28 protein-coding genes and 1 riboswitch are annotated in these 26,916 nt (G+C 48.1%); of the genes, 19 read left to right on the plus strand and 9 right to left on the minus strand.

Annotated features, from left to right (window positions below):
* The first annotated feature begins 131 nt into the window (after positions 1-131).
* The 4 genes from ACR32F_RS02100 (at position 132) to nfsA (ending at position 5,723) form a co-directional block, all read left to right on the plus strand.
* On the plus strand, positions 132-2,663 hold the full coding sequence (locus tag ACR32F_RS02100; RefSeq protein ID WP_440115685.1) for a heavy metal translocating P-type ATPase: 2,532 nt from the start codon (positions 132-134) through the stop codon (positions 2,661-2,663).
* Positions 2,664-2,995: 332 nt separating this feature from the next.
* Positions 2,996-4,156: a YhgE/Pip domain-containing protein gene (locus tag ACR32F_RS02105; RefSeq protein WP_440115687.1), complete on the plus strand. Its 1,161-nt coding sequence runs from the start codon at positions 2,996-2,998 to the stop codon at positions 4,154-4,156.
* Between the two features lie 231 nt (positions 4,157-4,387).
* Positions 4,388-4,996, plus strand: a complete 609-nt coding sequence (locus tag ACR32F_RS02110) for a TetR family transcriptional regulator (RefSeq protein WP_440115689.1) — start codon at positions 4,388-4,390, stop codon at positions 4,994-4,996.
* On the plus strand, positions 4,980-5,723 hold the full coding sequence (nfsA, locus tag ACR32F_RS02115; protein WP_440115691.1) for an oxygen-insensitive NADPH nitroreductase: 744 nt from the start codon (positions 4,980-4,982) through the stop codon (positions 5,721-5,723). The genes ACR32F_RS02110 and nfsA overlap by 17 nt, the downstream gene beginning before the upstream one ends.
* Positions 5,724-5,880: 157 nt before the next feature.
* Here nfsA and ACR32F_RS02120 read toward each other — a convergent pair whose 3' ends face one another.
* The 7 genes from ACR32F_RS02120 to ACR32F_RS02150 form a co-directional block, all read right to left on the minus strand.
* On the minus strand, positions 5,881-6,687 hold the full coding sequence (locus tag ACR32F_RS02120; RefSeq protein ID WP_440115694.1) for a TatD family hydrolase: 807 nt from the start codon (positions 6,685-6,687) through the stop codon (positions 5,881-5,883).
* Between the two features lie 94 nt (positions 6,688-6,781).
* Positions 6,782-7,621 (minus strand): ABC transporter ATP-binding protein, encoded by an 840-nt coding sequence (locus tag ACR32F_RS02125; protein WP_440119653.1) that lies wholly within the window; start codon positions 7,619-7,621, stop codon positions 6,782-6,784.
* 187 nt (positions 7,622-7,808) lie between these two features.
* On the minus strand, positions 7,809-8,567 hold the full coding sequence (locus tag ACR32F_RS02130; protein WP_440115696.1) for an ABC transporter permease: 759 nt from the start codon (positions 8,565-8,567) through the stop codon (positions 7,809-7,811).
* Entirely contained in the window at positions 8,567-8,857 is a 291-nt protein-coding gene (locus ACR32F_RS02135) for an MTH1187 family thiamine-binding protein (RefSeq protein ID WP_062322512.1), read from the minus strand. Before ACR32F_RS02135 ends, ACR32F_RS02130 begins: the two co-directional genes overlap by 1 nt.
* Positions 8,858-9,109: 252 nt before the next feature.
* Positions 9,110-10,150 carry an ABC transporter substrate-binding protein gene (locus ACR32F_RS02140; RefSeq protein WP_440115698.1) on the minus strand — a complete coding sequence of 347 codons (1,041 nt, stop codon included), beginning with the start codon at positions 10,148-10,150 and terminating at the stop codon, positions 9,110-9,112.
* A gap of 217 nt (positions 10,151-10,367) precedes the next feature.
* A riboswitch (TPP riboswitch) is annotated at positions 10,368-10,480 on the minus strand.
* 135 nt (positions 10,481-10,615) lie between these two features.
* Positions 10,616-11,371 carry an NAD-dependent epimerase/dehydratase family protein gene (locus ACR32F_RS02145; protein ID WP_440115700.1) on the minus strand — a complete coding sequence of 252 codons (756 nt, stop codon included), beginning with the start codon at positions 11,369-11,371 and terminating at the stop codon, positions 10,616-10,618.
* Between the two features lie 62 nt (positions 11,372-11,433).
* The gene (locus ACR32F_RS02150; protein ID WP_440115702.1) at positions 11,434-11,823 is read right to left on the minus strand and encodes a VOC family protein; all 390 of its coding nucleotides are present in this window, start codon (positions 11,821-11,823) and stop codon (positions 11,434-11,436) included.
* A gap of 212 nt (positions 11,824-12,035) precedes the next feature.
* Between ACR32F_RS02150 and ACR32F_RS02155 the strand changes: the two genes are divergently transcribed.
* The gene (locus tag ACR32F_RS02155) at positions 12,036-12,536 is read left to right on the plus strand and encodes a hypothetical protein (protein WP_440115704.1); all 501 of its coding nucleotides are present in this window, start codon (positions 12,036-12,038) and stop codon (positions 12,534-12,536) included.
* A gap of 548 nt (positions 12,537-13,084) precedes the next feature.
* Here the strand turns inward: ACR32F_RS02155 and ACR32F_RS02160 are convergent.
* A complete protein-coding gene (locus tag ACR32F_RS02160; protein ID WP_440115706.1) occupies positions 13,085-14,320 on the minus strand; it encodes an MFS transporter in 1,236 nt (411 codons plus the stop codon).
* Positions 14,321-14,703: 383 nt separating this feature from the next.
* Here ACR32F_RS02160 and serS point away from each other — a divergent pair, with 383 nt between their 5' ends.
* Complete coding sequence (serS, locus tag ACR32F_RS02165) at positions 14,704-15,999, plus strand: serine--tRNA ligase (RefSeq protein WP_440115708.1); 1,296 nt, start codon at positions 14,704-14,706, stop codon at positions 15,997-15,999.
* A 427-nt stretch (positions 16,000-16,426) separates the two neighbouring features.
* Here the strand turns inward: serS and ACR32F_RS02170 are convergent, their stop codons facing one another.
* A complete protein-coding gene (locus ACR32F_RS02170) occupies positions 16,427-16,630 on the minus strand; it encodes a hypothetical protein (RefSeq protein ID WP_440115710.1) in 204 nt (67 codons plus the stop codon).
* A gap of 485 nt (positions 16,631-17,115) precedes the next feature.
* Here ACR32F_RS02170 and ACR32F_RS02175 point away from each other — a divergent pair, with 485 nt between their 5' ends.
* From ACR32F_RS02175 to ACR32F_RS02235, 13 genes are all read left to right on the plus strand, one after another.
* Entirely contained in the window at positions 17,116-18,222 is a 1,107-nt protein-coding gene (locus tag ACR32F_RS02175; protein ID WP_440115712.1) for an Ig-like domain-containing protein, read from the plus strand.
* A gap of 358 nt (positions 18,223-18,580) precedes the next feature.
* On the plus strand, positions 18,581-19,132 hold the full coding sequence (locus ACR32F_RS02180; protein ID WP_440115714.1) for a GrpB family protein: 552 nt from the start codon (positions 18,581-18,583) through the stop codon (positions 19,130-19,132).
* Positions 19,119-19,538 carry a DUF2809 domain-containing protein gene (locus tag ACR32F_RS02185; protein WP_440115716.1) on the plus strand — a complete coding sequence of 140 codons (420 nt, stop codon included), beginning with the start codon at positions 19,119-19,121 and terminating at the stop codon, positions 19,536-19,538. The genes ACR32F_RS02180 and ACR32F_RS02185 overlap by 14 nt, the downstream gene beginning before the upstream one ends.
* 18 nt (positions 19,539-19,556) lie before the next feature.
* Entirely contained in the window at positions 19,557-20,114 is a 558-nt protein-coding gene (locus tag ACR32F_RS02190; RefSeq protein WP_440115718.1) for a GNAT family N-acetyltransferase, read from the plus strand.
* A 53-nt stretch (positions 20,115-20,167) separates the two neighbouring features.
* Positions 20,168-20,497, plus strand: a complete 330-nt coding sequence (locus ACR32F_RS02195; protein ID WP_440115720.1) for a DUF952 domain-containing protein — start codon at positions 20,168-20,170, stop codon at positions 20,495-20,497.
* A gap of 73 nt (positions 20,498-20,570) precedes the next feature.
* Entirely contained in the window at positions 20,571-21,161 is a 591-nt protein-coding gene (locus ACR32F_RS02200; protein WP_440115722.1) for a DUF1572 family protein, read from the plus strand.
* Positions 21,158-21,751, plus strand: coding sequence for a histidine phosphatase family protein (locus tag ACR32F_RS02205; protein ID WP_440115724.1), 594 nt, complete (start codon positions 21,158-21,160; stop codon positions 21,749-21,751). Before ACR32F_RS02200 ends, ACR32F_RS02205 begins: the two co-directional genes overlap by 4 nt.
* Positions 21,752-22,579: a DUF2785 domain-containing protein gene (locus ACR32F_RS02210; RefSeq protein ID WP_440115726.1), complete on the plus strand. Its 828-nt coding sequence runs from the start codon at positions 21,752-21,754 to the stop codon at positions 22,577-22,579.
* Positions 22,580-22,625: 46 nt separating this feature from the next.
* Positions 22,626-23,429: a 5-oxoprolinase subunit PxpB gene (gene pxpB / locus ACR32F_RS02215; protein ID WP_440115728.1), complete on the plus strand. Its 804-nt coding sequence runs from the start codon at positions 22,626-22,628 to the stop codon at positions 23,427-23,429.
* Positions 23,426-24,454 carry a biotin-dependent carboxyltransferase family protein gene (locus ACR32F_RS02220; RefSeq protein ID WP_440115730.1) on the plus strand — a complete coding sequence of 343 codons (1,029 nt, stop codon included), beginning with the start codon at positions 23,426-23,428 and terminating at the stop codon, positions 24,452-24,454. Before pxpB ends, ACR32F_RS02220 begins: the two co-directional genes overlap by 4 nt.
* On the plus strand, positions 24,451-25,218 hold the full coding sequence (locus ACR32F_RS02225; RefSeq protein WP_440115732.1) for a LamB/YcsF family protein: 768 nt from the start codon (positions 24,451-24,453) through the stop codon (positions 25,216-25,218). Before ACR32F_RS02220 ends, ACR32F_RS02225 begins: the two co-directional genes overlap by 4 nt.
* 63 nt (positions 25,219-25,281) lie before the next feature.
* Positions 25,282-25,740: an NUDIX domain-containing protein gene (locus tag ACR32F_RS02230; protein WP_440115734.1), complete on the plus strand. Its 459-nt coding sequence runs from the start codon at positions 25,282-25,284 to the stop codon at positions 25,738-25,740.
* Between the two features lie 690 nt (positions 25,741-26,430).
* Positions 26,431-26,847 carry a pyridoxamine 5'-phosphate oxidase family protein gene (locus ACR32F_RS02235; RefSeq protein ID WP_440115736.1) on the plus strand — a complete coding sequence of 139 codons (417 nt, stop codon included), beginning with the start codon at positions 26,431-26,433 and terminating at the stop codon, positions 26,845-26,847.
* Positions 26,848-26,916 lie beyond the last annotated feature (69 nt).

Consider the following 26,916-nt stretch of genomic DNA (forward strand, 5'->3'; position numbering starts at 1 on the left):
TCTTGCACGGATAAGAAGCTAACTGCTCTTTTCCGATGAGTTCATTGTTTAAGCCTGATTTTCTGTCTTTTATATACCCCTTAGGGGTATCTGTTGCATATAAATATTTCATAAAGAAAGGGGCGAACAACATGGATAAGGCATCGACAACGGAAAATGCATCAGCACCAGAACCCTTAACTTCACCGGAATCAAAGGGCCTACAGACAACATTGCAAATCACAGGTATGACCTGTGCGGCCTGCTCCACCCGGATTGAGAAGGGATTGTCCAAAATGGAAGGGGTCAATCAGGCCAACGTTAATCTCGCCATCGAACAAGCGAACGTAACCTATGATCCGAAGACAACAAATATTAATGCATTGCGGGATAAGGTGGAGGCACTTGGCTACGGCACAGTAACGGAATCGGTTGATCTGAACATCACGGGCATGACGTGTGCGGCATGTTCTGCGCGGATCGAGAAGGGGCTCTCCCGACTGCCGGGTGTATCCCGGGCAAACGTGAATCTGGCACTGGAAACGGGGCGTGTAGAATTCGCCGCGGGCGCATTAAAAGCATCGGATATTACTGCGAAGATCAAGCAGCTTGGTTATGGCGCGGAATTGCAGCAGACCCAAGAAGAAACCCAATCGGTCCGTGAACGTGAGCTGCAACGCAAAAAGTGGAAGTGGATGATATCTGCTTTATTATCCTTGCCTCTCTTGTGGGCGATGGTGGGACATTTCTCGTTCACCACCTGGATCTGGGTACCGGATCTGTTCATGAATCCATGGTTCCAGCTGGTGTTAGCAACCCCGGTACAGTTCGTGATCGGCTGGCAATTCTATGTGGGAGCTTATAAAGCATTACGTAATGGCAGTGCCAATATGGATGTGTTGGTTGCATTGGGTACCAGTGCGGCGTTCTTCTACAGTTTGTATCTGACTCTCACAAGTGGTTCGGTAGCCTCCACCACGATGGATCATGGTGGAATGGGTACAAGCGTAGCCGCCGCTATGCCTGCGGTGGAACTTTATTATGAGACAAGTGCAATCCTCATTACGTTAATTTTGCTTGGAAAATGGTTCGAAGCCGTGGCTAAGGGTCGTTCTTCACAGGCGATCAAAAGCCTGATTGAACTGGCCCCGCGTGAAGCCCGTGTGATCCGGGACGGACAGGAAGTGCTTGTGCCTGCGGCGTATGTTGCGGTTGGTGATCTCGTACTGGTGAAGCCGGGGGATAGCATCCCTGTGGATGGTGTCGTTGAAGAGGGTCAATCCTCTGTAGATGAATCCATGTTAAGTGGAGAGAGCCTGCCAGTGGATAAAAAGCCGGGTGACACCGTTACAGGCGCTACACTGAACAAAAATGGTGTGTTGCGGCTACGTGCGACCCGAGTAGGCTCGGACACGGCGTTATCGCAGATCATTAAAGTAGTCGAGCAAGCGCAGGGTTCCAAAGCACCCATTCAGCGGATTGCGGATGTTATTTCAGGCATTTTTGTTCCGATAGTGGTCGGGATTGCTGCAGTGACGTTCCTGATCTGGTATCTGTTCGCGAGTCCTGGTGATTTTGCCGGTTCGCTGGAGAAGGCGATTGCTGTGCTGGTCATTGCTTGTCCATGTGCACTAGGGCTGGCAACTCCAACGTCCGTTATGGCTGGATCGGGACGTGCGGCTGAATATGGCATTCTGTTCAAAGGTGGCGAGCATTTGGAATCGGCACAGCAGATTCAGACCGTTGTGCTGGACAAAACAGGTACAGTAACCCAAGGTAAACCGGTACTTACGGATGTAGTTACGGCTCCGGACTGGACAGAAGCCGACCTGTTGCAACGGGTTGGAGCAGCAGAACAGAGTTCAGAGCATCCTCTGGCTGAGGCGATAGTTGAAGGAATCCGAGGCAAAGGATTGGAGCTGACCCAGTCGGAGCAGTTTGAGAACATACCGGGTTATGGTGTTCGGGCCCGGGTTCAGGGACAGGAGATCCTGGTCGGGACACGGCGCTTGCTTGCGGACGCTCAGGTGATTGTTTCGGAGAACACCGTCCAGCAGATGAACAAGCTGGAAGAGCAAGGCCGCACAGCGATGCTGGTGGCGGTGGGTGGTCAATGGGCAGGTATTGTGGCTGTGGCGGATACCATCAAGGAAACTTCTCGTGAAGCGATTGGCAGGCTCCAGGCGATGGGGATCGATGTCATTATGATTACAGGTGACAATGAGCGAACAGCTCGTGCCGTGGCGGAACAAGCCGGAATCGGTAAAGTTTTGGCCGAGGTACTGCCTGAAGGCAAAGCAGCGGAAGTGAAGAAGCTTCAGGAGAGCGGCCTCAAGGTAGCTATGGTGGGGGATGGAATCAATGATGCTCCTGCTCTTGCTACAGCCGATATCGGTATGGCGATTGGAACGGGAACCGATGTAGCGATGGAAGCGGCTGATATTACCTTGATGCGAGGGGACTTGAACAGCATCGCGGATGCCATCGAGATGAGTCGTCGCACCATGGGCAATATCAAGCAAAACCTGTTCTGGGCGCTTGGGTATAACGTGATTGGCATTCCTATTGCAGCAGTAGGCTTCCTGGCCCCTTGGCTGGCGGGTACGGCGATGGCGTTCAGCTCTGTATCGGTTGTACTGAACTCGTTACGTTTGCAACGAATGAAGCTAAAGCGGAATGACTGACTGAACTCTATAGACAGGCTCAGCGTTTCCTTTGATTAAACGATGAGTACATGCGCGGTTCGCTGTGGCGGACCGTGTTTTTTTACGGGAGAAATAACCGTTAGGGTAGGTCCCAATGCATGTCCTTTCCTTTCTGAAAGAAGGCGGAGGGTTCAGTGATGTCCTTTTATGAAAATAGATCCAATATTTGTGAAATGTAACTTGATGTTTTCTGAACATTTCAGAATTATATTGACAATATGGACATAGGGACTTAAAATTTAAAACAATTGTTTGATTCAAACGATCGTTTAAATCAAATTAGAACTATCTAGTAATGGAGGACATTATTTATGGTACAGGCTTTACGAATTTTGTTGAAAAAACCGCCAGTGATTGTAGGGATCGTGACGGCACTTATGTTCCAAGTGATCTTTAGCGTGATCTGGATGACCGCATATTCCGGAGTGAATGACCGGATGAATGAATTGACGGTGGCCGTTGTGAACGAGGATGGAGAACAATCCAAGGGGATTGCAGATCGCATGGCTGAGACGCTTCCTTTTCATACCGTATCCAATCTGAGTGCTGCTGAAGCGCTTGATCAGTTAAACCATCGCAAGATTCATATGGTGCTGAATATTCCGGCAGGATTTAATGAACTGCTGCAAACAGCCGGTTCCGCCGCTGAGATCAAATACACGATTAACGAGGCTAACCCGGTTACGATCAAAAGCATGATGCAAGGTGTATCGCAAAGCGTGACGAACACGATGAACAAGCAAGCCACAGCTCAAGGGGTACAGACTGTACTGACAGCTTCCGGGGCATCTGCGGACCAGGCTGCTGAAGCTGCTACTAACCTGGCTTCCCGTGTGGAGGGTACAACAACTTCAATCAACCCGGTTAATGGGATGAATAACCAGATGGTTCCAATGATGATGGTGCTTGCTTCATATGTGGGAGCCATGATCATGGGGATGAATCTCCAGACAGCGATGGGTATGCTATCCGCTACGTACTCTCGCTTGACATTGTTCGGTGCAAGAATGGTCATTAATATGGGTTCCGCCTTGGTGGTCTCCCTGCTGGGATCGTCACTAATTGTTGCGCTCGGAGGTCAGATTGAACAAGGATTCGTTGCATTCTGGTTGTTCCAGGCGCTCTTCCTGTGTACGTTCATGTTCTTCTCCCAGTTCTTCCTGATCTGCTTCGGACCAGCGGGAAGTCTGTTCAACATCATTTCACTGTCCTTGCAACTCGTATCATCCGGTGCAATGGTACCACGTGAATTGCTGAACAGCTTCTACAGTGGCATTGGTCAGTATCTGCCTGCCACATATGCAGTACAAGGTATTCTGAGCGTACAGCTCGGTGGACCTGGAGCCCAATCGGCTGCTGGCTCCGTTGCGATTGTATTATTGATTGCTGTAGCCTTGTCTCTGGTCGTGACATTGTTGAAAAAACAACGCATGCCGGCGGTGGTACCAAGCCCAGCCCAAATGAACGGCTAATCGTACAGACGTAGTTGTCTAGTTGTCTGCATAGGATCTGACCAAGCACCCCGGTGATTTTCACCGGGGTGCTTGGTGTAATAGCAGGGTGATGCTGATTACTTTAGAGGATCACAGGCGCCACAGCTTGCGCTTTGATACACAAACTTTCATAATAAAATGATAGAGTAGTCTCGCTACAGCCCGATGAGCTGGAGCAAATGAATAGAACGGACAAGAGGAGCGGACGGAATGACGGAACCGGAATTGGATATAAAAACGAGGATTTTGCTTGCAGCCAAAAAACTTTTTGCACAGCAGGGGTATGACGGGACAAGTGTTCGTCAAATCTGTGATGAGGCGGGCGCGAATGTGTCGCTGGTCTCCTATCATTTTGGTGGCAAGGAAAAGGTGTTCGAAGCATTATTTGAGCACTTTTTCCCTGATCATATGATGAACGCGTTGGCTCAAGAGTCTTCGTCTTCCCCCGTGGAAGGTATCCGACGAATTGTAGGTGAAGTTGTGAAGTTCACGATGACAGATCGGGAGATGAGCGATATTGTACAGCTGGAGATTACGCTGCGTACCCATCGTACAGCTACCGTATTTCGATTTCTGGACCCTGTCTGGACCAAAGTGAGGGAGCTCCTGCGAGAAGGCAAAGAGCAGGGCGTATTCCAAATCGAGTCCGTATCTTATGCAATGCTTCAGGTCATGGGTGTGGCTTTGGCTCACAAACGGGCCAAGAATTCACGTTTCGGCTTTGATTATCAGGATATGAATACAGATGAACTTGCCGAGCAAACGATTGAATTTGTACTTCGAGGATTGGGAGTGAATAGCAATGAACGAAACCATTGAATTGATGATGAAACACCGCTCTGTGCGGAAATTCAAGCCGGACCCGGTGAGTGAGGAACAGCTTGCGGCCATCGTGGCGGCGGGGCAGATGGCTTCCTCTTCGAGTAGTGTCCAGGCCTATACTGTGATTGCTGTCACCGAATCAGAGCAGAAGGCCAAGTTGGCTGAATTGGCAGGCAATCAGGCTTACGTCAACGAATGCCCTGTGTTTCTCGTATGGTGTGCTGACCTTTATCGGCTGAGTGATGCTGCAAAACGTCATTTACCAGAGAAGGAATCCTATGAGGACTCCACTGAAAACTTTATGGTTGCGACAATCGATGTCGCGCTTGCTTCACAGAATGCAGCGATTGCAGCAGAGTCGCTAGGCTTTGGGATTGTCTATATTGGCGGGCTACGTACCCGCATTGAGGAAGTCAATGAAGTATTGGGTTTGCCTGACGGAGTTTATCCGGTCTATGGCATGTGCATTGGCGTTGCCGATCAGGAGACGGGGATTCGTCCACGTCTGCCGCTGGATGCTGTTTTACACCATGGCCGCTATAACGCAGAGCAGACGCTTAAAGGCGTGGAACGCTATGATGAAACGACCGCTGCATATATGAAAGAACGTACCAATGGAGAACGCACCACACCATGGTCCGAATTGATGGCGAATCGCCTCACGGAGCCGGCACGTATGCAGATGAAGCCGTTCCTTGAAGGCAAAGGTTTCATGAAGCGTTAACGATAATATGACAAAAAGAGTCAGTTGGGCCGGATGCCAACTGACTTTTTTAATTTGTTATCAGGTAATAGTGATTTTCCTGAGTTGTAGATAAGGTGTGTATAAAGTTGGGGGTAAATATCTTTTGTATGGATTAATCGCAAGCGCCCTCAAATGGTTAGGGAAGACGATAGAAGCGTTTCGTATTCTGGTAAAAGAGTCGCGCAGCCCGCTCCGTCCCCATACCGGTCACCTCGCTCCAGCTCTGAATGACTTGCCTTGTCATGGCAGGGTGTGTCATTCTTCCCTGGAAAGGTCCCTCGAAAGGCCATGGTCCGTCGGTCTCGGCCATCACCTGTTCGGCAGGATACTGACGAGCCAGTTCGCGAATATCCTCTTCGTATCCGATATCAGGGGTGAAGGAGATAAAGTATCCGTTGTCTGCCATCCGCTGAACGGTCCGACGTGAGCCTTTGAACCAATGGAAATGGGCATTCCGATACTGATATTGCTCTAGCAGATCACAGGCGATATCGGCATCTTCGTATACGGCATGCAGTACGATGGGTTTGCTATGTCGTTTCGCTAACTGGATAAATCGCTCAAGCAGGTCGATATACCCGCTCTGATCGAAGCTTTGACCTGCCTGTTCAGCTTCCTGTCGGCTATAATAAGGCAATCCAACCTCTCCGATCGCAATGGCTTGTCCCATGTGGTTTTTGATCCAGTTGAAGAACAGATCCTGCTCTGCTGCGGAAGGCAGTGGCTGTTCGGGATGGAAACCAAACGCTGGATATACCGTGCGAGTGTATTTTCTGGCTAATTCCAGATTGGCTTGGGCAGATTCCAGGTTCATGGAAACGGCGATGACGGCTTCAACCTGCTGGGACGGGAAGGAATGGAGCATCTCACGTTGTTCATCAGATGTATACTTGTCCAAGTGAAGATGGGCATCGATCAAGGGTGCAAAAGCGGTTGAATGCAAGGATGAACCTCTCCTTTTTGTTTTTAAATATGATACGCAGATTGGTTTATGATGGATCACCCATTTTAGGGGAATAATAGATTGAAAGCCCGCACTATTTAGATAGGCGGGCTTTCTGTTGTTCTTCCTTCATCCACTGGGAAATCTGCCGTTTACGCTCAAGAAAGGCGGCTTTCTCCGTCATTTCTTCACGTCTTGGACGATCAAAAGGAACATGAACCTCATGCAACACAGTGGCAGGTCGATTGGACAATACATAGATCCGATCAGCAAGCAGTAATGCTTCTTCGATATTATGGGTGATAAACAGCACCGAGCGGCGATTCTGTTCCCAGATATCGAGCAGCCAGCGCTGCATATCGCTGCGGGTCAGTGCATCCAGCGCGCTGAAGGGCTCGTCCAGCAGCATCAGTTCCTGCGGACTGAGCAGGGCGCGTAGAAATGCCACCCGTTGCTGCATGCCACCCGATAACATATGCGGATAGGCACGTTCGAACCCAGAGAGGCCCACACTGCTCAGCCACTTCCGGGCATCTGCAAGCGCATCAGCCCGGGGTGGTGCGTCCGTGGACACTTCACCGGCAAGCAGCACATTGTCTTCTATGGTACGCCATGGGAAGAGGGCGGGCTGCTGTGGCATATAACTGATCTTGCCGCGATGTCCAGTGACATCCTGACCGTTCATACGAATCTGGCCCTCCTGTGGCTTGAGCAGACCACCGATGATATGGAACAGAGTGCTTTTGCCACAGCCAGAAGGACCGACGATCGCCACAAATTCTCCTTGTTCTACGGTCAGGGACAGGCCCTCCAGAACGGGTAATTTGCTGCGCCGCTCGCGGAACGAGGCATACACGTCCAGCACTTCCAGCGCTGGTGGGATCGGAATTGGAGCAGTGTCGGCAGGTCGAGCCAGGGTAGCCGCATTAGACATTTCGCCCTGCTTTGACTCTGTTACGCTCATGTCCGCTACTGGATGCATCTGTCCGTCATGTTGCAGTTTCATATGGTTATCACATCCTAATATACAGATTACATCATCTGATCTTCCAGTCGCACGAAACGAATAACTTTCAGTCGGATGTGGTTTCTCCGTTACACATGTCATTCGGAATATGTCATCATCGCTTTTGCGGCCGCCAGCGAACGAGCAGCTTCTCCAGCAACGCAATGAACAGGAAGAGCAGCAGGCTGAGCGCCACAATAATCATGATGGCTACGAACAGGCGGTCTGTCCGATAGGCCGACTTTTGCAGCATCATGTAATATCCAATGCCCTTGTCTGCACCGATCCATTCGGCAATGATGGCACCCATCACGCTGTACGTAGCAGCGATCTTAACTCCAGAGAACACGGATGGCAGCGCGTGCGGAAGCTCCAGCTTCCAGAAGATGTGGCGGCGTTTCGCTCCTGCCATGCGCATATAGTTCATCATCGCCGCATCGGTGCGGGTTAATCCGTCCATGGCCGCGACAGCGACCGGAAAGAAACAAACCAGAATGATGGTGATCAGTTTGGGCAGCAGCCCGAATCCGAACCAGATCAGCAAGAGCGGCGCAAGCGCGATGGTCGGTATATTTTGACTAAGAATAAGTAAAGGATACAGGGCTGACTTTAGAAAAGGGATCAGGTGCAGAACCATCGCTATGAGTAATCCCACGATTGTACCTGCTGCAAATCCGATCAATGTGAGCTGGGTGGTTGCCCATGCATGCATACCCAGTCGTTTGGCCTGGGATGCCGCTTCATGAGTGATATCCGAAGGTGCAGGCAGCATCCATTTCTCAATATGGAACAGGGAGACAGCGCCCTGCCATACCGCTATAAAGAGAATAACCGCCACAAAGGGCGGCCACACGTTTTTCCAATAGGCATACATTAGCGATACTTCTCCGTCAGCGTGTCCATGCTTAAGCCGTTCGGACTGTGAGCAATCTTGATCTGTGAGATGATGCTTGGACTGCCCGCTTCCACGAGAACCTCGTGCATTTTACGGACAACCTCAAGCAGCTCCTCCAGTTCTCCCTCCATTGTAGTATCGAGTGGGTTAACCTGATATTTTAAGCCAGACTGCTGAATCACTTCGATGGCACGATCGACGTAGGGGTAGGAGTTTTCGCCATTCGGCGTTTTGGGAATGACCTGAATGCTGAGTAATGTACTTGCCATGAGAGATCACGGTTCCTTTCGGGTTAAGTTGCATGAGTTGAACCAGCTTTACACTTAACACTCCGATTGCAGTACCCTCTTCCGATCACTGTTATCCCCGGATTTCTTTAATAAATTTTAATGGAGGAAATTCGGGGATAGCATATGCTTCCGAAGAAGCTTTCTTTCAGAAAGCTTTTAGGTGAGCGCTTCGCTTCTTCAGATGGGTTCTGCACTCTTCGTTTGTGTAAAAAAGTTCAACTTAAACAATTATTATTGAGGTAAAAATTCGTTCGTATACGCTTTGGACACATCAACCTGCTCATCAAGCAGTTTTTTGCTAAACATCCAATTCGTGTAATTCTTCCATACTTCCTGCTTCTGTTCGCCCCAGCGCGGTGCATCATCCTGATATTTCGGACTCAGCCACTTCTGGCTTGCGAGTACAAGGTCCTTATCCAGATCCGGTACGGCCTTGATCAGAATGTTGGCAGCGTCTTCGGGATGTTCAATCGCATATTGATACCCTTTGGAAGTGGCTTTTAAGAACGCTTTAACCAGCTCTGGATCGTTCTGAATCGTCTTTTCATTCGTTACTAACACAGGAGTGTAGTAGTCCAGTGCTTCGGAATAATCTTTCACATACAGCATGTCGATTGGTTCTCCGCGCAGTTCGGCTTCAATGCCAGTCCAGGCGTAGAAGATCCAGGCAAAGTCGATATCACGTTTTACTGCGGTAAAAAAGTCCGCGTCGCCCATATTAATATTTTTCACTTTGGACACATCGGCACCTTCGCCTTCCATAATGGACTGCATCACGGCTTCCTCAACCGGGGAGCCCCAGCCGCCGTAGGTTTTGCCTTCGAAATCTTTGGGTGACTTAATATTCCGATCCGTTGGAGCGGCGAATCCGGACGTATTATGTTGAATGACCGCTGCAATCGAGACAAGTGGAACGCCCTGTGTACGGGCTTGGGTCACACTTTCCTGATAGCTTACGCCAAAGGGTACTTCGTTCGAAGCAACCATGGTATCCGCGCCTCCGGCACCTGGCTGTACAATCTCTACATTTAAACCTTCGGCTTTATAAAAACCTTGAGCTACGGTCGCATACAGGCCGGTATGATTCGTGTTTGGTGTCCAGTCCAGCACCACTTTAATATCCTTGAGGGCTGCGTTGTCACCTCCACTGCTATTTTCAGTGTTGCTGCTGCCGTTCTGTTCCGTGGGTGCTGCTTCCTTGCCACCGCAAGCGGTTATGGCAATCAGTGTCACACATAAGAGTAGTAGTCCTGTCATTTTACGCCATGTCATCTTTGATTCTCTCCTTCATGTTGTCCGGCCAGTGGCACGGGGTACTCCTTGGCTTCATATCCAAGCATCTTGCATAAATCGACAGATTTATACCAGCTATGATCCGGATGACGTCACTTTTTTAGCTCTCGCTAGACAAAAGAACATAAAAAAGCGCCCCGGTAATCCGGGACGCGTGCAGGCGTTAGAGGTGTGGCACTCAGCAAAGAGGCTGCGCCAATTCGATATACTCCGATTCCTACGCTGGCATGATCCAGATCAGGTCTAAGGGTCAGTATCTTGGTGGGATACACTCTCAGCCGGCCAATTCCGACTCCCCTGGGAAACTATGAAGTTACGGGCATTACTAGGTGTTATTATAGGCCAGAGGGCCATGCATGTCCAGTCAGGAACTGGATGGGGCAATGGAGGTATGTGCCGTAAAGAAAAGAGGCCGTTATACGTGAATAACGGCCTTATAACCATTTATCGTGGCGTATCGTATAGGGGGATCTGACTGAGTGCAAAAGCATCGGATTTTGGGTCATAGCCGATCTGTTTTTTCGTTGATTCCAGATTTAATCGTTTGAAACGATTATTCGAGATGCCATGTAGAATGGTGAACGGTTCGAGTTCTTCAGTCGTGATCGCTTTGTACACCAAATCACACAGGTCAGTCGGACTAATATAAGCACTCATATCACGCGCCTCCAGCGGTGGCCCATCCGGTTGAAAATCATCATATGCCCCTATGCGTATTGCAACACTTTGTAAGCTCTCAGTATAAGCAAAGTAGGAAGCGAGTGATTCGCCAAAACATTTGCTAACCCCATACAAATTACGTGGTTGTGTCGGCATGTCGGGATAGATCTGGGCATCGATAGGATACCCTTCAATTGTCTGTGCGCTACTCGCCAGAATGACTCTTCGCACGCCCTGATCCTTGGCGGCACGGAGCACGTTAAATGTACCTTTGATATTGATATCCAGTAGGGATTCATAGAATCCGGCATGCGGGGATGGGTCCCCAGCCAGATGTACAACGATATCCATACCTTCACATGCTTTCCGGCAGGCTTCTGGCTCCGTCACATCAAGTGCGATAATCTCATGGCGTGTATCTTGATACTCATTCAGTCTATCGATATTCAGATCGGTTATACGCAGATGGAATGCTTCTGATAAATAGTGGGACAAGTCTCTTCCGATTTTCCCGGCTGCTCCAGTAATTAAAATATTCATACATCAGCTCCAATTCTGCATGCAGATTCTCTGCCTATAATGCTGGTTTATCTTCATGTTCTTCATTGACGCTGGAAAAATTCAATCCATTCCTTCTCTGGTCCATAAATAAAGAAATAACGATAACCGTTAGGCAGTGTAATCATCTCTCCGTCGATAAACTTGGCTTCGGTTGCCTGGATACGTTCATACTCAGCATCAAGATCATCAACATGGATGGCAAAATGGTGCACCGTTCCTTCGGAAGGCAGCTTGTCGCTATATCCCTGAATCAACTCAATCTCGGTCTCGTCGCTTCCATTGAAGCCGAGAAAAGCGAGCTGAATGACCCCATTTGTATGGGTCACCCGATCTTTCAATTCAAGACCAACAATCTCCGTATAGAAACGGAGCGTGGTCTCCAGATCACGAACGGCAATGCCGACGTGGTCAATGCGCTTTTGAAAACTCATATTCCAAATCCTCCTTATCGTCCGTTGGTTCGTTTCTACCATTTTAAGGGATATGATAGGGCGATAAATTGGGGATGTCAAATAGGGATTTTGGCACTGTGAAAACGAACAAGAGATACTTTCCAATAATTATGGAGTTCACAGAATGTTCACTTATGTGGGGGCATCCATGATCTTTATAATTGTCAGAGTAAACAGAGAGGATGAGAGAATTGCCAACAACAAAGAAAGAACAAATTATGTTTGGATTAATGATGTGTACGGGGATGGTCGTGGTCATGATGTTCTTCAATCTATGGCACAGTGGGCTACTTGGCAAGATATCCCCGCTTGAAATGCTGTTCCAATTCGTATTATGCTTCATCATTGCATTTCTAGTGGAGTCCTTCATTGTTGGACCATTGGCTAGAAAAATTGCATTTTCCTTACCTTTTGACAGGTCCAACAAGATCCTGAGCGTTCTCGTTATGTCATTTTTCATGGTTGTTGGGATGGTACTGATCATGTCCTTGTACGGAATAATTTCGGCGTATCTTGCAAATCAGCTAAGTGGGGCTTCCGTACTGAGTACGTATCTTCATACGATCGCTCGTAATTTTAGCCTCGCGCTTCCTTACCAGCTTATTATTCTGGGACCACTCGTTCGATATATATTCGGTAAATCCGTTAAGGGTAAAGGGATAGTTATCCCTGTCTTTAATAAGGGTGCTTAATTAGTCACTGAACAAAGTATTTCCTGGGTAATCTTGCACAAAACGCATAACGTATCTTCGATCATGAGGCAGGTATTATAAAGACGAGCATTTTGTATAAATTTCCGAAGCGACTTCCAATCAGCAAGAACTAGATCGAAATGATTCGATTCTTCTAGATCTTGTACCCATGAGCGATAACCATCGAATGATGCAAAATAACGAGACATAAAATGAGGCTTTCCGAAAGCGATGTTCCTCTCGTGTCACGGAACTAACGAATCGACGTGTCTTAAAAGCTCGATAATCAAAGAATGCAACGTTTAACGAAACTCAATACGCTATACCATCATAAAATGGTGTTCAAACCTACAAATCAACCCAATCGACGAAATAACTTCTCTGTGATTCGTTAGATCGCAAACCTGTGGAAATTGGAGCGAATAGCGTGCGCTCGGTTCTTTAGACCCGATTGACGCTATAAAAAAAGATGTCCACCGTCTGATCACGACGGTGGACATCTCTGTTTCTTTTACATGCAATCATTGGGACTGGATGGGATATAGCCGTTAAATCGCTGAATCCGCCACATCTTTACGCTGCCATTGATAAGCAATCACACTAATGACAAGTAGTCCGACTGCAAAGATGGCCAGCATCCATGCAGACTGATTAACCTCCAGATGATCCAGACTCCAGCCTGTGATCAAGGGAAGAATGGCACCGCCAACCCCACCTGATGCAATCAGGATGCTGGGTGTAGACTCTTCTGTTCCCGGTAGCATCTTGTTGGCAAAGACAAGGGCGATGGAGAAGACTCCAGACAGGGCAAGTCCAAGTAACAGAATGATCAGAAATGCGGACCAGATCTGGTTGGTAAACGGAAAGATCATCAACAGCAGAACAGATGCAAGGCAGCTGTATAATATATAGACGCGGTATTGGAATTTCTCTGCGATATATCCGGCGAACAGCCGTCCTACGGCCATGGCGATCCAGAAACAGGTCACGCTAAGCGCAGCCCCGGCTTCCTTCATATTCATTTTCTCAATTAAAATCGCAGGCATAAAGTTGGCAAGACTCATCTCCGTGCCGACATACAGAAAGAAGAATAGGACAAATAGAGCCAGGAGAGCCAGATTGCGGCCCTGATAAAGGGAACCAGATGTCTTGACGTTTGTAGGGTGAGCTCCAATTGGTACCTCAGCAATATGAGTATTCCCAGGAAGCTCGTCTGAGTTACGCCGACCCAGCACATGGTCCAGTTCGCCGAATGAACTTTTGGCCCAGAAGACAAAGGTCATCGCAGAACAGATGGCGACCATGAGAAAGGACATACGCCAGTATCCTGCTGAGATTAGACCGCTGGCAATGAGCGGCATGACCATGGCGCCGATTCCGAATAACACTTCAAGCCTGCTCATGGCAACTGCTGTATTGTCTTTGATTGCAGCAATGATAATCGTACCGATCACAGCTTCGATCATGCCGAATCCAAATCCGGCTGCAGGTGCAATAACGAACATCCATCCCCAAGGGGGTAGAAGCATATAAGATAACTCTGCTACACAGAGTAGAACTGTAGCGATTAATATTCCGCCCCTTTTACCGAAACGTCTATTCAACCATGGAGATAACAGCACGCCACCCAGGAATCCGGCAAACTGGGCGAATATAAGTGTTCCTCCCTGACTGTAATCCTTCCCATAATGTTCAAGGGCAACAGGCAGAATGGAGCCGAGAATGACGTGTGCGAGACCAATGAGGAAGTAGGACAAACAACCAATCCAGAGCAATTTTTTCATGGAGTACTCCTTCTGAAATTATGTATAAAATGAAATTATGCAAAAATTGATTCAGGAGCTTTCCTGAAAACAAACAAATTCTATCATAACAGCACATGTCAAGCTATGCACGCGTGACTTGCAATTCTGGCGAGGGTTCGTATATACTGAGACACAACAATTACAGATCGGACCATGCCATTGAAGAGCATCCAACTCGGAGGCGTTTTCGCCAGGGGAGCGATATTTCCCCAAGTTAACCGGAACCGCCCGTTATCGCGGACCAAGAGGCTGTATCAGGATATCCTGATTCGGCAAGTTGGGTGGCACCGCGAGCAGAGCGCTCCTCGTCCCAAGGGATGAGGGCGCTTTTTGTATTTTTACAGCCAAAGGAGACGGTGACCATGTTGGAAATGAAGTGGATTCGGGCACATGCAGAAGAGGTACAGGCGGCGGCAGACGGCAAACGAATCGATGTGAATATTCGAGAGTTGCTGGAGCGGGATGAAGAACGCAGAATGCTTTTGCAGGAAACCGAAGAAGGACGCAGGGTACGGAACACTTTATCGGCGGACATCGGCAGGCTGATGCAATCCGGGGATCGGGAACAGACGGAAGTGTTAAGGACTCAGGTGAAACAATTGAACGAACAATTGGAGCACATTGAAGCCAAACTTGCGGTTGTGCAAGAGAAAGTGACAAGGTTGCAATGGCTGGTACCCAACGTTGTATCGCCGGATACGCCAATGGGGGGATCGGACGAGGATAATGTGGAGCTGCGACGTGTGGGAGAGCCGCCCGTGTTTGATTATACGGCCAAGGATCACGTGGAACTCGGAGAGCTACACGATCTGATTGATATCCCGCGTGGGGTGAAAATTGGTGGGACACGAAGTTATGTGCTGAAAGGAGCAGGGGTACTTTTGCATCGGGCTGTACAGCAACTTGCATTGGACCTGCTACTGAAGCATGGGTTTACGCCAATGGAGATTCCTCTGATGGTGAGGGAGGACGCGCTGCTGAACACAGGTTTCTTCCCAACTGGCCGGGATCAGGTCTATGAACTGGCAGGGGAGAACAAGTGGCTGGTTGGCACGTCGGAAGTGCCATTGGTATCGTATTATGCAAACGAGATTGTGGATGTAGAGGAGCCGATCAAGCTGGCTGCTGCATCGACGTGTTTCCGCAGTGAGGTTGGATCAGGCGGACGGGATGTGCGTGGATTGTACCGGGTGCATCAATTTGCCAAGGTCGAACAGGTTATTCTATGTGCGCCTGATGCGGAAGAGTCGGAACGAATGCTGCAAGAAATTACGGGACACGCCGAGGAATTGCTACAATTGCTGGAATTACCTTACCGTGTGGTGGCCGTATGTACAGGGGACATGTCGCAGAAAACGTACAAACAGTATGACATCGAGACCTGGATGCCGAGCCGCGGCGTGTACGGAGAGACACATTCGTCGTCGAATCTGCACGACTTCCAGGCTCGCCGTTCGAACATTCGTTGTCGTGATGCCGAAGGCAAGCTGGCGTACTGCCATACGCTCAACAATACGGCCGTGGCCTCGCCGCGTATTCTGATTCCGTTGCTGGAGAATCATCAGCAGGCGGATGGTAGCATTCATATTCCGGCAGCATTGCGGCCTTATATGGGCGGTGCTGAATATTTGAATTTACCACACCGGGATGAAGAGTAAGAGAAAAGTGGTCAGCTAGAATAGAAAGCAAACAGGGGATGTCCCATGAGTCATGCACATGACTTACGGGACATCCCTTGTTAGGGTTATTTTGTTCTAACGAATCGAGCATACGCTATTCGCTCTAATTTCCACAGGTCTGGGATGTAATGAATCATAGAGGGTTATTTCGTCGATGGGGTCGATTTGTAGGTTCGAACGCCATTTTATGACGGAATAACGTTATTGAGATTTGTTAAACACTGCATTTTTTTGATTATCGAGCTTTTAAGATGCGGTAGATTCGTTAGCGTTTGGAACGAGGGGGGAATCCCTTTCAATACAGCCCCTTATTCAAACATATTAACTGTGACCCATTGGTATTCTTGTTCTAATCGCAATGCAAGTTTGGGATCTTCATTGGCTGTTACTTCTCTTATGTATATTCTTAACGCAGCTTCCATTCCCGCTCGTTAATGATTTCGATACGTCCGGATTCAAGGCTTTTTTTGAAACGATTGCGAGCTGTCTTCATCAGTAGAATCATTTCGTCCGCAGGACGGATTGTACTGGATGCGGAAGTGACAATAACTTTCATACGTTTCCGGTTGTTTTTAGGGGCCATCATATCAAGCAAATTCACTTCAATCATGTAAATCCCCTCCGCTTTTTGAGGTTTATACTAAAATAGTATTACTCCACCTGTACTCATTATACACGGATCATTTTGTATTTGTCCCTGAAACATGTGTTGCGAACTCATGAATAATTTCACCGGCATTCCGACAACAGAACAACCTTAAAGGTCGCTGTTATCCCCAAATTTTTTTAATTCCTTTTTGACAAGGAGAAATCCATGGATAAGCGTATGCTTTGGAAGCAGCTTTCTTTCAAAAATCTTTTAGGCGAAGTGTATGCTTTCTAAGTAGCTTTCATGCAGAAAGTTTGTAGCTTCGCTTCTTTAGGTAATTTTGTCCTCTGCGTTGTCGTGTAAATGTTTAGTTGAACATATATTAGGAAGATGTCGAATTTCCTCTTGTCCGAAATTAAACTTCGATCTGATTCAATTTTATGCAATACGTTTCCGATATAATATAATAGAAGTAAAATAATGGATTACAGGAGATGGAGACTGAAATGAACAGAATTAAAATAGGACTTCGAGGAATGCTTGCTCTAATTATTGTATTTGCAGTATGGGCTTCTTCATTTGCATTGGCGGCCACAGGTGACGTGACATCTATCGAAATAACCAATAACAGCCCACAGAAGATGAGTGTATCCGAAACAACTGCGCTTCAGGTCATGGCGGTTATTGAAGGATTCGATAACAAGCAGGATGTCACGGAAGGAGTTACATGGTCCACGAGTAACGCGGCTGTAGCAACCATTGCCAAAGGCAAAATCAAAGCTATTGCAGCTGGTGAAGCAACGGTATATGCCCAGGTAAATGGAGTCAAGACTCAGTTACGGGTACAGGTTCAGGACAAAATCAAAAGCATTACAGCTTCACCGAAATCCTATAATTTTGTTAAAGGCAGTGAAGGTGCTCTCCCTAAAGTAAGCATTAAGCGTGCGAACGGTAAGGAAGAAGACGTGACGTCTGAGATTGTATGGTCGGTATCAAGTACTTCGGCGGTGCTGGAGAGTGGCAAGATTAAAGGAATCACGCCCGGCAGAGTGCTGTTACAAGGCAAGTATGGCTCAGTGACCGTTAAAGTTCCCGTGGCTATCACCGATGAGATTACCAAAGTCGAAGTAACACCTGCCGTCATGCAGCTGAATATCAAGAAGTCCAAGGCGCTGAAGGTGATGGGTACATATGCCAATGGGAAAACGATTAATCTTTCGAAACAGGTTACGTGGTCCTCTTCCAATAATAATGTAGCTATAGTGAAAAACGGAACGGTCAAAACGCTGACCGAAGGACAAGCCACCTTGACAGGAACCTATCAAAATCAGACAATAAAGGCAGAGGTTACCGTTGTACCCTTGCTCAAAAAGCTGATCACAGGTCAGAAAAAATTGGTGTTATCGCCAAAGGCGAGTACAACTCTGAGTGTGATGGCCCGGTATGATACAGGCAAGACAACAATTGTAACGGACAGCGCAGTGTGGAGCAGCACTAAACCAAGTGTAGCTACAGTGACGGGTGGCAAGATTGTGGCTGTAGGTAAAGGCAAAACGTCCATCACTGCCAAGTGGGGCAACAAAAAAGTGACAATACCGGTAACGGTAAAATAAACATAAAGCTTCATTGAATGAAGCGTATCCATTATAATGAAGATCATTTCAATCATCGTGAACAGAAACAGATGGGGCGTAGACATACGCCCCTTTTTAGGTATAAAAAATTCCAGGCTATATACGCCAGATGCTTTAAACCAACAAAAATGGATGTGATGAAACTGAATTCCTTAATTATAAGCTCAGACATCAACCTTAATGACTTGGCTTACATGAAGTACCTTCTTCTCACCCTGCTTTCGATACTGACCCTTGGGATGTTTACCACAGTTGAGGACATGAAGAAACGAGCCCATTCGAAGTACCGGGAAGGGTACCGTCTGAAAAACAGTCACGCAAAGGAGGAAACATCGATATGAACGACCACCTGCAACCGGAGAATTGGCCTGCATGGGCGACAGAATCGGTAGAGATTGTGGAGCCCAATCCTGAATGGAGCTCACAGGCTCAGGAAGAGATTTGGCAGTTAAGAGAGTTGTTACAACAGCTCCATGTCCATAAATTCGAACATATCGGAAGTACATCCATTCCAGGATTGCCCGCCAAGCCCATTATTGATCTGATGGGAGAAGTGCAGTCTTGGGATGACATGCATTTGATTGCTGAACAACTGAATCCGTCAGGCTGGAACTACGTTCCGCCTGAATTGGACGGGCGGGAATACAGACGATTCTGGGTCAGGGTGAAAGAGGGCAAAAGAGCCGTTCATCTTCATCTGATGCGCCCAGGAGAGAAACGTTGGGACCGTCAAATCCGGTTTCGGGATGTGTTGAACCAACGACCCGATTTGGTTGATGCTTATGCAGCATTGAAGACTAAGCTTGCTGATGAGAATAAGGAAGACAGAGAAGCGTATACCGCTGCCAAAACGGAGTTTATTTTACAAGTGCTTGATGAAGGCATTTGAACTTGTGAAGAGGGCGTTCTTCAAAGGCAGGCTGATTTATTTCGTCGCGTTCATCTTGACCATGGCGGCAGGACTCGCATCCAGACACTTTGGCGCATGTTTGCCGGATTTTGTGCGTGAGCATTTCGGTGATGCCTTATGGGCAGGAATGATCTATTTTGGGGTACGTATGGTATGGATCAATCACAGCAGAGAGTGGGCGACTGTGGTTAGCCTGATTTTTAGCTGGGCTATCGAATGTTCGCAAATGATTCAGACCTCTTGGCTGAACGAAGTGCGTTCAACGGTGCTGGGTGCTCTTATTTTGGGACAGGGGTTTCTGGCGATGGATCTGCTTAGGTATGCTGTCGGTATTCTGTGCATGTATGGGATTGACCGTTATTTCCTGAGAAATAAGAAGGCTTGATGAGGAGGAGGGGCGAGCATGAATATCAGTAAGTTATTTGCGGAATCACCCGAGTTTGAGACAGAGCGGTTGGTACTGAGACGACTGACACTGGAAGATGTGGATGATTACTTTATGTATGCCTCCGATCCGAGCGTGAGTCAGCAAAGTTTGTGGAACTGCCATGAGACGTTGGACGACTCCATTCAATATATACAGCGAGCTTTGCGCAACTATGAGCAGAAAACGGTCTATCTATGGGCCTTCGTCCTGAAAGAAACCGGGAGGTTGATCGGGAGAGGCGGCATTTTTCATCTTAATGAATCCATGCAAAGTGCTGAACTGGGGTATTCGATCGCCAGCAGATATTGGGGCAAAGGTCTCGCAGCAGAAGCGATGCAGCCTATTGTGGATTATTGCTTTCAGGAGCTGGACTGCAATCGGCTGGAGGGGAGATGCAATGCAGACAATATCGGCTCTGCACGAGTGATGGAGAAGCTGGGCATGTCAGTTGAAGGTTTGCTGCGCAAACAATTGAAAATCAAAGGTGTGTTTACGGATCAAAAATTGTACTCCCGTATCCGGGATGATCTATAATACTTCCAATGACATACAGGGTACATAACTTAATTGAAGGAGGCGGGGGAACGATGATCTACAGTATTATTTCCCAAGAGGTATGGGAGCAGGTATCCAAGCAAAGCATATATGCACCGGATAGCCTGAAGACGGATGGTTTCATTCATTGTTCTACCAAAGAACAGATTCCATGGGTAGCAGGTCAATATTATCAAGGGCGTACGGATCTCCTTTTGCTTAGTATTGATGAGAGAGCCTTGAAGCCGGAGCTGGTGTACGAGGACTTATATGAGTTAAACGAGCTTTTCCCCCATATTTACGGTGAACTTAATTTGGATGCGGTGCGGAAAGTTATTCCATTTGAACCGAATGCAGATGGAACGTTTTCGTTTCCTGAATAAGTAACGCATCGCGTATCTATCGAACGATGATCTCAGGTCATCATCCTATTTCTCCGAAGAGGGGTGTGAATGAATGGATATGAATCAGGTATTTCTGGATACAGCCGAGAAACAATTTTTGTATTACAAGCAGCTTGGTGAGAAGGCCATGGCGCAACTGGAGTCCGAGCAGCTTTTTCAAGCCTGGAATGAAGATGCAAACAGTATTGCAGTTATTGTGAAGCATTTATGGGGCAATATGCTGTCCCGCTGGACGGATGTGTTGACAACCGACGGTGAGAAGCCGTGGCGTGAACGTGATGCCGAATTCGTGAATGATATCTCAACCCGGGAAGAGCTGCTCGCCAAATGGGAAGAAGGCTGGAGCTGTATGTTGGAGACCATTCGTTCTTTGACACCAGATCAACTGTCTCATATCATATACATCCGCAATGAAGGGCACACCCTTATGGAGGCGATTATTCGGCAATTGGCACATTATCCGTATCATGTAGGACAAATTGTATTTGCAGCCAAAATGCTTAAAGAAACAGCTTGGGACAGCCTTTCCATCCCCAAAAACGCATCATCAGCGTACAATGGAGGGAAATTTGCCAAGCCGAAGGCACGTAAACATTTTACAGATGATGAATTAGACAGAGGAAAAGGTGAGGAACAGCAATGACAGAGATCGCATTGATTCGCCATGGGAGCACGGCGTGGAATAAGGAAAAACGCTCACAGGGACAGACGGATAATCCGCTGGATCAAGAAGGAAGAGAGCAGGCGTTATTGCTTGCTGCAAGACTGAGTGAGGAAACGTGGGATGCCATCTATGCAAGTGACTTAGAGCGTGCAAGCGAGACGGCCCGCATCATTGGCGACCGCTTAGGAATTCAGGAGATTCATTTGGACCCGAGGTTACGTGAAATGGGCGGTGGACAGGTGGAGGGCACAACTGAAGCTGAACGCGTAGCCAAGTGGGGAGCCGAATGGAATAACCTGGATCTCGGGCAGGAGCTTGCTGATGTAGGTGCTATTCGAGGCAGTGCTGCGCTTGAAGATATTTTAAGGCAGCACCCCGATGGAAGAGTTATCGTTGTCAGTCACGGCGCCGTTCTTCGCAATACACTCAGAGGTCTGGTGCCTGAACTTGATGTGAGCGCCAAGCTGTCTAACACCTCGATTACCCGGATCTCCAGGAAAGCAGAATCCTGGCAGTGTGAGCTGTACAATTGCAGCATACATTTGGACTCCTCCGAGAAGTCGTTGTAGATGGATGCTCTGGCACTGAAACAAAAATTGCTGCACATCCAATCGGCTAACCTCTCCGCTCATGAAGTGGATCATTCTTACGAATTGGCTCTGCATATGATGCAGCACATCGGTAGCCCGGACCCGGTTCTGCGGGATGAGCTGATCTATGTTACGTTTGCGACCTGGATTGGGCAAGGTACATTTTCGGAAGAACAGCTCCGGCAGTTGCTGCATATAGCGATGGATGATCAACACCTTTTCTATGGGATCGGTGAGAAGGGAACCGACAGCGTATTTACCCGGTCATTCTCGGTGTTATTATTGCCACCCATTCTGAATGTAGATCGTCAGCAGCCTTTTCTGAAAAAGGAGGATATAGAAGTTATTCACCGCCGGTTGACTACGTATCTGGAGCTTGAACAGGATGTTCGCGGCTATATCGATGATAAAGGCTGGGCGCACGCTCCGGCACATGCGGCAGATGCGGTGGAAGATCTAGCGCAATCGCCGTATATGGAACGTGCCGCCTTGCTGGAGCTTTTGTATGCGTTCACCGGGAAAATAACCCAGTCAGATGTGGTCTATATCCATGATGAGGATCAGCGTATTGCCTATGCCGTGGTGACTATTCTTCGTCGCAATCTGTTGGATGAGTCTGATATAGCAGTATGGCTGCAGTCGCTTAACCGAGCAGATAAGTTAGAGGGGAAATCCCATCTGGAGATCAGTCAGATGAGCTTGAATGTGCGGGTCTTTTTGCAGACGCTCTATCTGTCCCTACGGACGGAAGAAACAGAACCATTCCCTCGTGTACGTCAGCTGGTTTTGCAAGTAATGGAGAAGTAGGAATCACAGCATTATACACATCACATCCGAACAAGGGGGAGATGGCATGACCCAACCGCCATATTTATGGACTGAAGAGATGCTGTCTCCTCTGGGGGAAGCAGGGGTGGTTATTCGCTGTGGGGATGTGATATCGGATGAGGTACATCAAAGAGTCATGTCGGTATGTGCTTTGTTAGAAAAGAGCCCTATACCAGGCATCATTGAGTGGGTGCCTTCGTTCGCATCAGTGACGCTGTTCTATGATCCGTTACTTCTGTTGGATGCCATTAAACCAGGCATTCAGACAGAAGTGGACGGGACGGAATTGGGTGAAAAAAGCGGGGGAGCAAGTATCCCGTTGATCTCTCCGTATCGCGAGGTATGCAGGATGCTGCTTCATCAATTGAACAAGACGGAAGAAGCGAAAGCGTATAAACAGCCAAGGACAGTTATTATTCCCGTTTGTTATGGTGGTGAGCAGGGACCGGATCTGGGGCACGTTGCAAGTGAGAATGGACTTACGCCAGATGAAGTCATAGCTATTCACACATCCGGGGATTATCTGGTGCATATGATTGGTTTTGCGCCGGGTTTTCCTTACCTGGGTGGATTATCGGAGAAAATTGCTACACCCAGACGAGCGACGCCGAGGCTCCGGGTTGAGGCCGGAACGGTGGGCATTGGTGGCAAACAAACTGGAGTTTATCCGATAGTGACCCCTGGTGGGTGGCAATGTATTGGGCGTACGCCGTTATCGTTGTTTCGTCCTTCTGAAGACCCGCCCAGTTTACTGGCAGCTGGGGATCGGGTTCGTTTTGAATCCATATCGCTGCAAGCGTACTTGGAAATGAAGGAGGGCGATCGATGAGTATTGAAGTCATTCGCCCAGGCCTGTTGTCTACCATCCAGGACGAGGGCAGAACTGGATATCGGCGGTATGGAATTCAGCCGGGCGGGGTTATGGACACATACGCAGCTTGGGCGGCCAATACACTGCTTGGTAATTCCCGAGATGCTACAGTACTTGAGATGACGATGACGGGACCCGAGCTTCGCTTTCATGAAAATCAATTCATTTCGTTGTGTGGCGCGGATCTATCTGCAACGATAGATGGCAGATCTGTTCCGCTATGGCGTCCGGTCGCAATTCTCGCAGGCAGTGTGCTGAGATTTGGTCCATGCCGATCCGGCTTGCGAGGATACATGGCGTATGCCGGCGGGATCGTTGTGCCTGAGATCATGGGCAGCAGAAGCACCGATCTCAAGACAGGCTTGGGTGGAATCAAGGGTCGCAGTCTGCAGGTGGGGGATATGCTGCTTACAGGAGAGTCTTCATACAACTCACAAGTAATGCTGCATCGGTTGATCAGGCGAGCGGAAAGTAACAACCAGCGGATGGATGCACCTGTCTGGTATTTATCCAGCAGAGAATGGCCTGCCTACCATCCTGAACCTGTTATTCGTGTTATGCCGGGTAAAGATACCGCGGAGTTTACCCGGACTAGTCTGGAACGATTTTACAAAGAACGATATGTGATCTCTTCCCAATCAGATCGGATGGGTTATCGCTTGGAAGGGCCGCAGCTTGAACTTGTTCAGCCGAAAGAACGTTTGTCAGAAGCGGTTACCTATGGCACGGTGCAGGTACCATCTGATGGTCAGCCCATCTTATTGATGGCCGATCATCAGACCATTGGAGGTTATCCTGTCATTGCACAGGTGGCCCGAGTAGATCTACCGATACTAGCACAGGCACGGCCAGGGAGCAGGATTGCTTTTGAACAGATCACACATGATCAAGCCCAGCAACTTTTCGTAAAGCAAGAACAGGATATGAGGCTGACGGGTCAGTTCATTCGCAGAAGATTGGCAGAAATGGGGGAACATCGATGAACACGGTGGATATCAATTGTGATCTGGGCGAAAGTTATGGTGTGTACCGGATGGAGTCGGATGAGGCGATTCTGCCACTGATTACGTCAGCCAATATCGCTTGCGGATTTCATGCAGGGGACCCGGCAACGATGCGACAAACCGTGGAGAGAGCCTTGCAACATCAGGTGGCTATTGGTGCGCATCCGGGTCTGCCAGACTTGCAGGGCTTTGGAAGAAGGCGCATGGACATTACACCCCGGGAAGCCCATGACATGGTTGTGTACCAGATCGGTGCGTTGGATGCTTTTGTTCGTTCATGTGGAGGGCGTATGCATCATGTAAAACCACATGGGGCTTTATATAATATGGCAGCTGAAGATGCACAGCTCGCTGAGGCAATCGCAGAGGCTATATATAAAGTGCAACCGGAATTGTATCTGTATGGTCTTGCGGGAAGTGCGCTGATCCGGGAAGCGGAACGAATAGGTTTGCGTAGTGTGAGCGAGGTATTTGCGGACCGGACCTATGGAGTGGAAGGGACATTGACCCCGCGCACCACCCCCGGGGCTGTCATTCAGCAGACCGAACATGCTCTTGCTCAAGTGTTACGTATGGTAAAGGAGGGTATTGTTGTATCCACGGAAGGTACATTGGTGCCCATAAAGGCAGAGACGATCTGTATCCATGGCGATGGATCGCACGCTCTTGCTTTTGCCCAAGCCATACGTACGTTGCTTGAAACGGAAGGCGTTATCCTATCTGCGCATGGAGCGGCCCTGTAATACTAGATGATTAAGCCATGTTAAAGCATGAACAATATGGATTGCAAGGAGTGCATGTAGACAATGAAACCGATACGCAATTCGGCGAAAGCTGTTATTGTACAGGATGGGCGGTTGCTCGTGATCCGACTGGAGGATCAATACGGTGCAGCTTATGTTTTCCCAGGTGGAGGACAAGAGAAGAGTGAAGAGCTGAGGGACGCAGTTGCGCGTGAATGTCTGGAGGAGATCGGCCAGGCAGTGAACGTGGGAGAGTTGTTACATATCCGGGAATATATCGGGCAAAATCATGAATTCGCCGAGTGGGATGCAGATGTCCACCAGGTTGAGTTCTATTTTGAATGCAGTCTGATCGATCCTGGGGCAACTGTATTTGAAGGCTCCAACCCGGACGATCATCAGGTCGCAGTGGAATGGATTGCACTTGAGGATCTGTCCCAGATTCGTTTATATCCAAAAACCATTGGTGAGTTACTGCTTAAACAGGGCCCTTCCCCGATCTATCTTGGAGACCTGAATTAAAATCACCCTAGGAAAAATACGTGCTTGACCTTTTTATGTAAACATTTTTATAAAGAACTTTTCCAATATGGTCATGTTTGCGTACAGGTTCATGGATTCACCATAGGTGAGGTGGGTACACTATAAGTACAGGCTTATTACAGAAGTATTTGCATTAAGCTGGCTCTAGTAATACGCGATTAATGAACTGTCATTAAATTTCAAAGAGAAGGGATAGTAACAACTAAACTTCTCTTTGGTATTTTAGCTTAATCCACCCTAATTGGAAGAACTGTAGACGTAGTGGAGGGGACGGAATCGATTCTGAAGAAGCGAAGCGTTCGCTTGTATCCTAGATTTTCGCTTATATATCCGTTGAATTAAACATTTACACGATAACGGAGAGGACAGAAGAAACCTGAAAAAGCGAAGCGTTCGCCTAAAAGCTTTCTAAAAGAAAGCTACATCGGAAGCATACGCTATCACCGGATTTTCCCTTGAGAAAAGGGAATCAAAAAAATCTGGGGATAACAGCGATTGGAAGGTTGTTCTGTCTTCGTAGTGTCAGTGTAAATCGTCTTTAGTTCAATTTATACGAGGAAGAGATCAGGATCATTGCGAGACAACAGCGATCGAAAGAACGATCCGTACCCGTAACGGTCGCCTACATAGTCCCTCCAACATTCCCCCAAACCGAAAGGAGCACTTCCCATGAACCAGACTGAATTGGAACAAAACATTGTAAAAGCATTGGAAAACAACCCTTTTTGCAGTTTCTCCACCGTGGAGAACGGTAAACCAAAATCCCGTTATATGGCACTTTTCAACGATGGACTGAACATTCATCTGGCAACGAACCGCCGTACACACAAAGTAGAGGAACTGGAAAATAATCCGAACGTTAGCCTTTTACTTGGCTATGAGGCGGGGGGGTCCAAGGAAGTGGTTGAGATTGAAGGAACCTGTGAAGTGACCAAAAACGAAGGTTTGCGTGAGCAAGTGTGGAATGATGAACTGAAAGCTTGGTTTGACGGACCTAACGATCCGAACTATGTCATACTGGATATCACACCAAGTCGTATTGAATATACGGGCAAGGATCACAAACATCAGGTGTGGGAACAGTAAACGAATGATGAAAATAACCTCTGCGAAGCAGCGATTCTGGTGCTGATATGACGCAGAGGTACATGAGAA

It is taken from the genome of Paenibacillus hebaui, assembly GCF_051934385.1.
Classification (GTDB): domain Bacteria; phylum Bacillota; class Bacilli; order Paenibacillales; family Paenibacillaceae; genus Paenibacillus.

Bases quoted from the DNA above. Each gene is read 5' to 3' on its own strand.
- ACR32F_RS02170 (WP_440115710.1), bottom strand. From the start codon at position 16,630: ATGATTGAAGTGAATTTGCTTGATATGATGGCCCCTAAAAACAACCGG.
- ACR32F_RS02150 (WP_440115702.1), bottom strand. From the start codon at position 11,823: ATGAGTTTTCAAAAGCGCATTGACCACGTCGGCATTGCCGTTCGTGAT.
- ACR32F_RS02200 (WP_440115722.1), top strand. From the start codon at position 20,571: ATGGATATGAATCAGGTATTTCTGGATACAGCCGAGAAACAATTTTTG.
- ACR32F_RS02105 (WP_440115687.1), top strand. From the start codon at position 2,996: ATGGTACAGGCTTTACGAATTTTGTTGAAAAAACCGCCAGTGATTGTA.
- ACR32F_RS02235 (WP_440115736.1), top strand. From the start codon at position 26,431: ATGAACCAGACTGAATTGGAACAAAACATTGTAAAAGCATTGGAAAAC.
- ACR32F_RS02175 (WP_440115712.1), top strand. From the start codon at position 17,116: ATGAACAGAATTAAAATAGGACTTCGAGGAATGCTTGCTCTAATTATT.
- ACR32F_RS02195 (WP_440115720.1), top strand. From the start codon at position 20,168: ATGATCTACAGTATTATTTCCCAAGAGGTATGGGAGCAGGTATCCAAG.
- nfsA (WP_440115691.1), top strand. From the start codon at position 4,980: ATGAACGAAACCATTGAATTGATGATGAAACACCGCTCTGTGCGGAAA.
- ACR32F_RS02225 (WP_440115732.1), top strand. From the start codon at position 24,451: ATGAACACGGTGGATATCAATTGTGATCTGGGCGAAAGTTATGGTGTG.
- ACR32F_RS02210 (WP_440115726.1), top strand. From the start codon at position 21,752: ATGGATGCTCTGGCACTGAAACAAAAATTGCTGCACATCCAATCGGCT.
- ACR32F_RS02130 (WP_440115696.1), bottom strand. From the start codon at position 8,567: ATGTATGCCTATTGGAAAAACGTGTGGCCGCCCTTTGTGGCGGTTATT.
- ACR32F_RS02205 (WP_440115724.1), top strand. From the start codon at position 21,158: ATGACAGAGATCGCATTGATTCGCCATGGGAGCACGGCGTGGAATAAG.
- ACR32F_RS02190 (WP_440115718.1), top strand. From the start codon at position 19,557: ATGAATATCAGTAAGTTATTTGCGGAATCACCCGAGTTTGAGACAGAG.
- ACR32F_RS02110 (WP_440115689.1), top strand. From the start codon at position 4,388: ATGACGGAACCGGAATTGGATATAAAAACGAGGATTTTGCTTGCAGCC.
- ACR32F_RS02160 (WP_440115706.1), bottom strand. From the start codon at position 14,320: ATGAAAAAATTGCTCTGGATTGGTTGTTTGTCCTACTTCCTCATTGGT.
- ACR32F_RS02100 (WP_440115685.1), top strand. From the start codon at position 132: ATGGATAAGGCATCGACAACGGAAAATGCATCAGCACCAGAACCCTTA.
- pxpB (WP_440115728.1), top strand. From the start codon at position 22,626: ATGACCCAACCGCCATATTTATGGACTGAAGAGATGCTGTCTCCTCTG.
- serS (WP_440115708.1), top strand. From the start codon at position 14,704: ATGTTGGAAATGAAGTGGATTCGGGCACATGCAGAAGAGGTACAGGCG.
- ACR32F_RS02140 (WP_440115698.1), bottom strand. From the start codon at position 10,150: ATGACATGGCGTAAAATGACAGGACTACTACTCTTATGTGTGACACTG.
- ACR32F_RS02185 (WP_440115716.1), top strand. From the start codon at position 19,119: ATGAAGGCATTTGAACTTGTGAAGAGGGCGTTCTTCAAAGGCAGGCTG.
- ACR32F_RS02220 (WP_440115730.1), top strand. From the start codon at position 23,426: ATGAGTATTGAAGTCATTCGCCCAGGCCTGTTGTCTACCATCCAGGAC.
- ACR32F_RS02145 (WP_440115700.1), bottom strand. From the start codon at position 11,371: ATGAATATTTTAATTACTGGAGCAGCCGGGAAAATCGGAAGAGACTTG.
- ACR32F_RS02125 (WP_440119653.1), bottom strand. From the start codon at position 7,621: ATGTCTAATGCGGCTACCCTGGCTCGACCTGCCGACACTGCTCCAATT.
- ACR32F_RS02180 (WP_440115714.1), top strand. From the start codon at position 18,581: ATGAACGACCACCTGCAACCGGAGAATTGGCCTGCATGGGCGACAGAA.
- ACR32F_RS02230 (WP_440115734.1), top strand. From the start codon at position 25,282: ATGAAACCGATACGCAATTCGGCGAAAGCTGTTATTGTACAGGATGGG.
- ACR32F_RS02135 (WP_062322512.1), bottom strand. From the start codon at position 8,857: ATGGCAAGTACATTACTCAGCATTCAGGTCATTCCCAAAACGCCGAAT.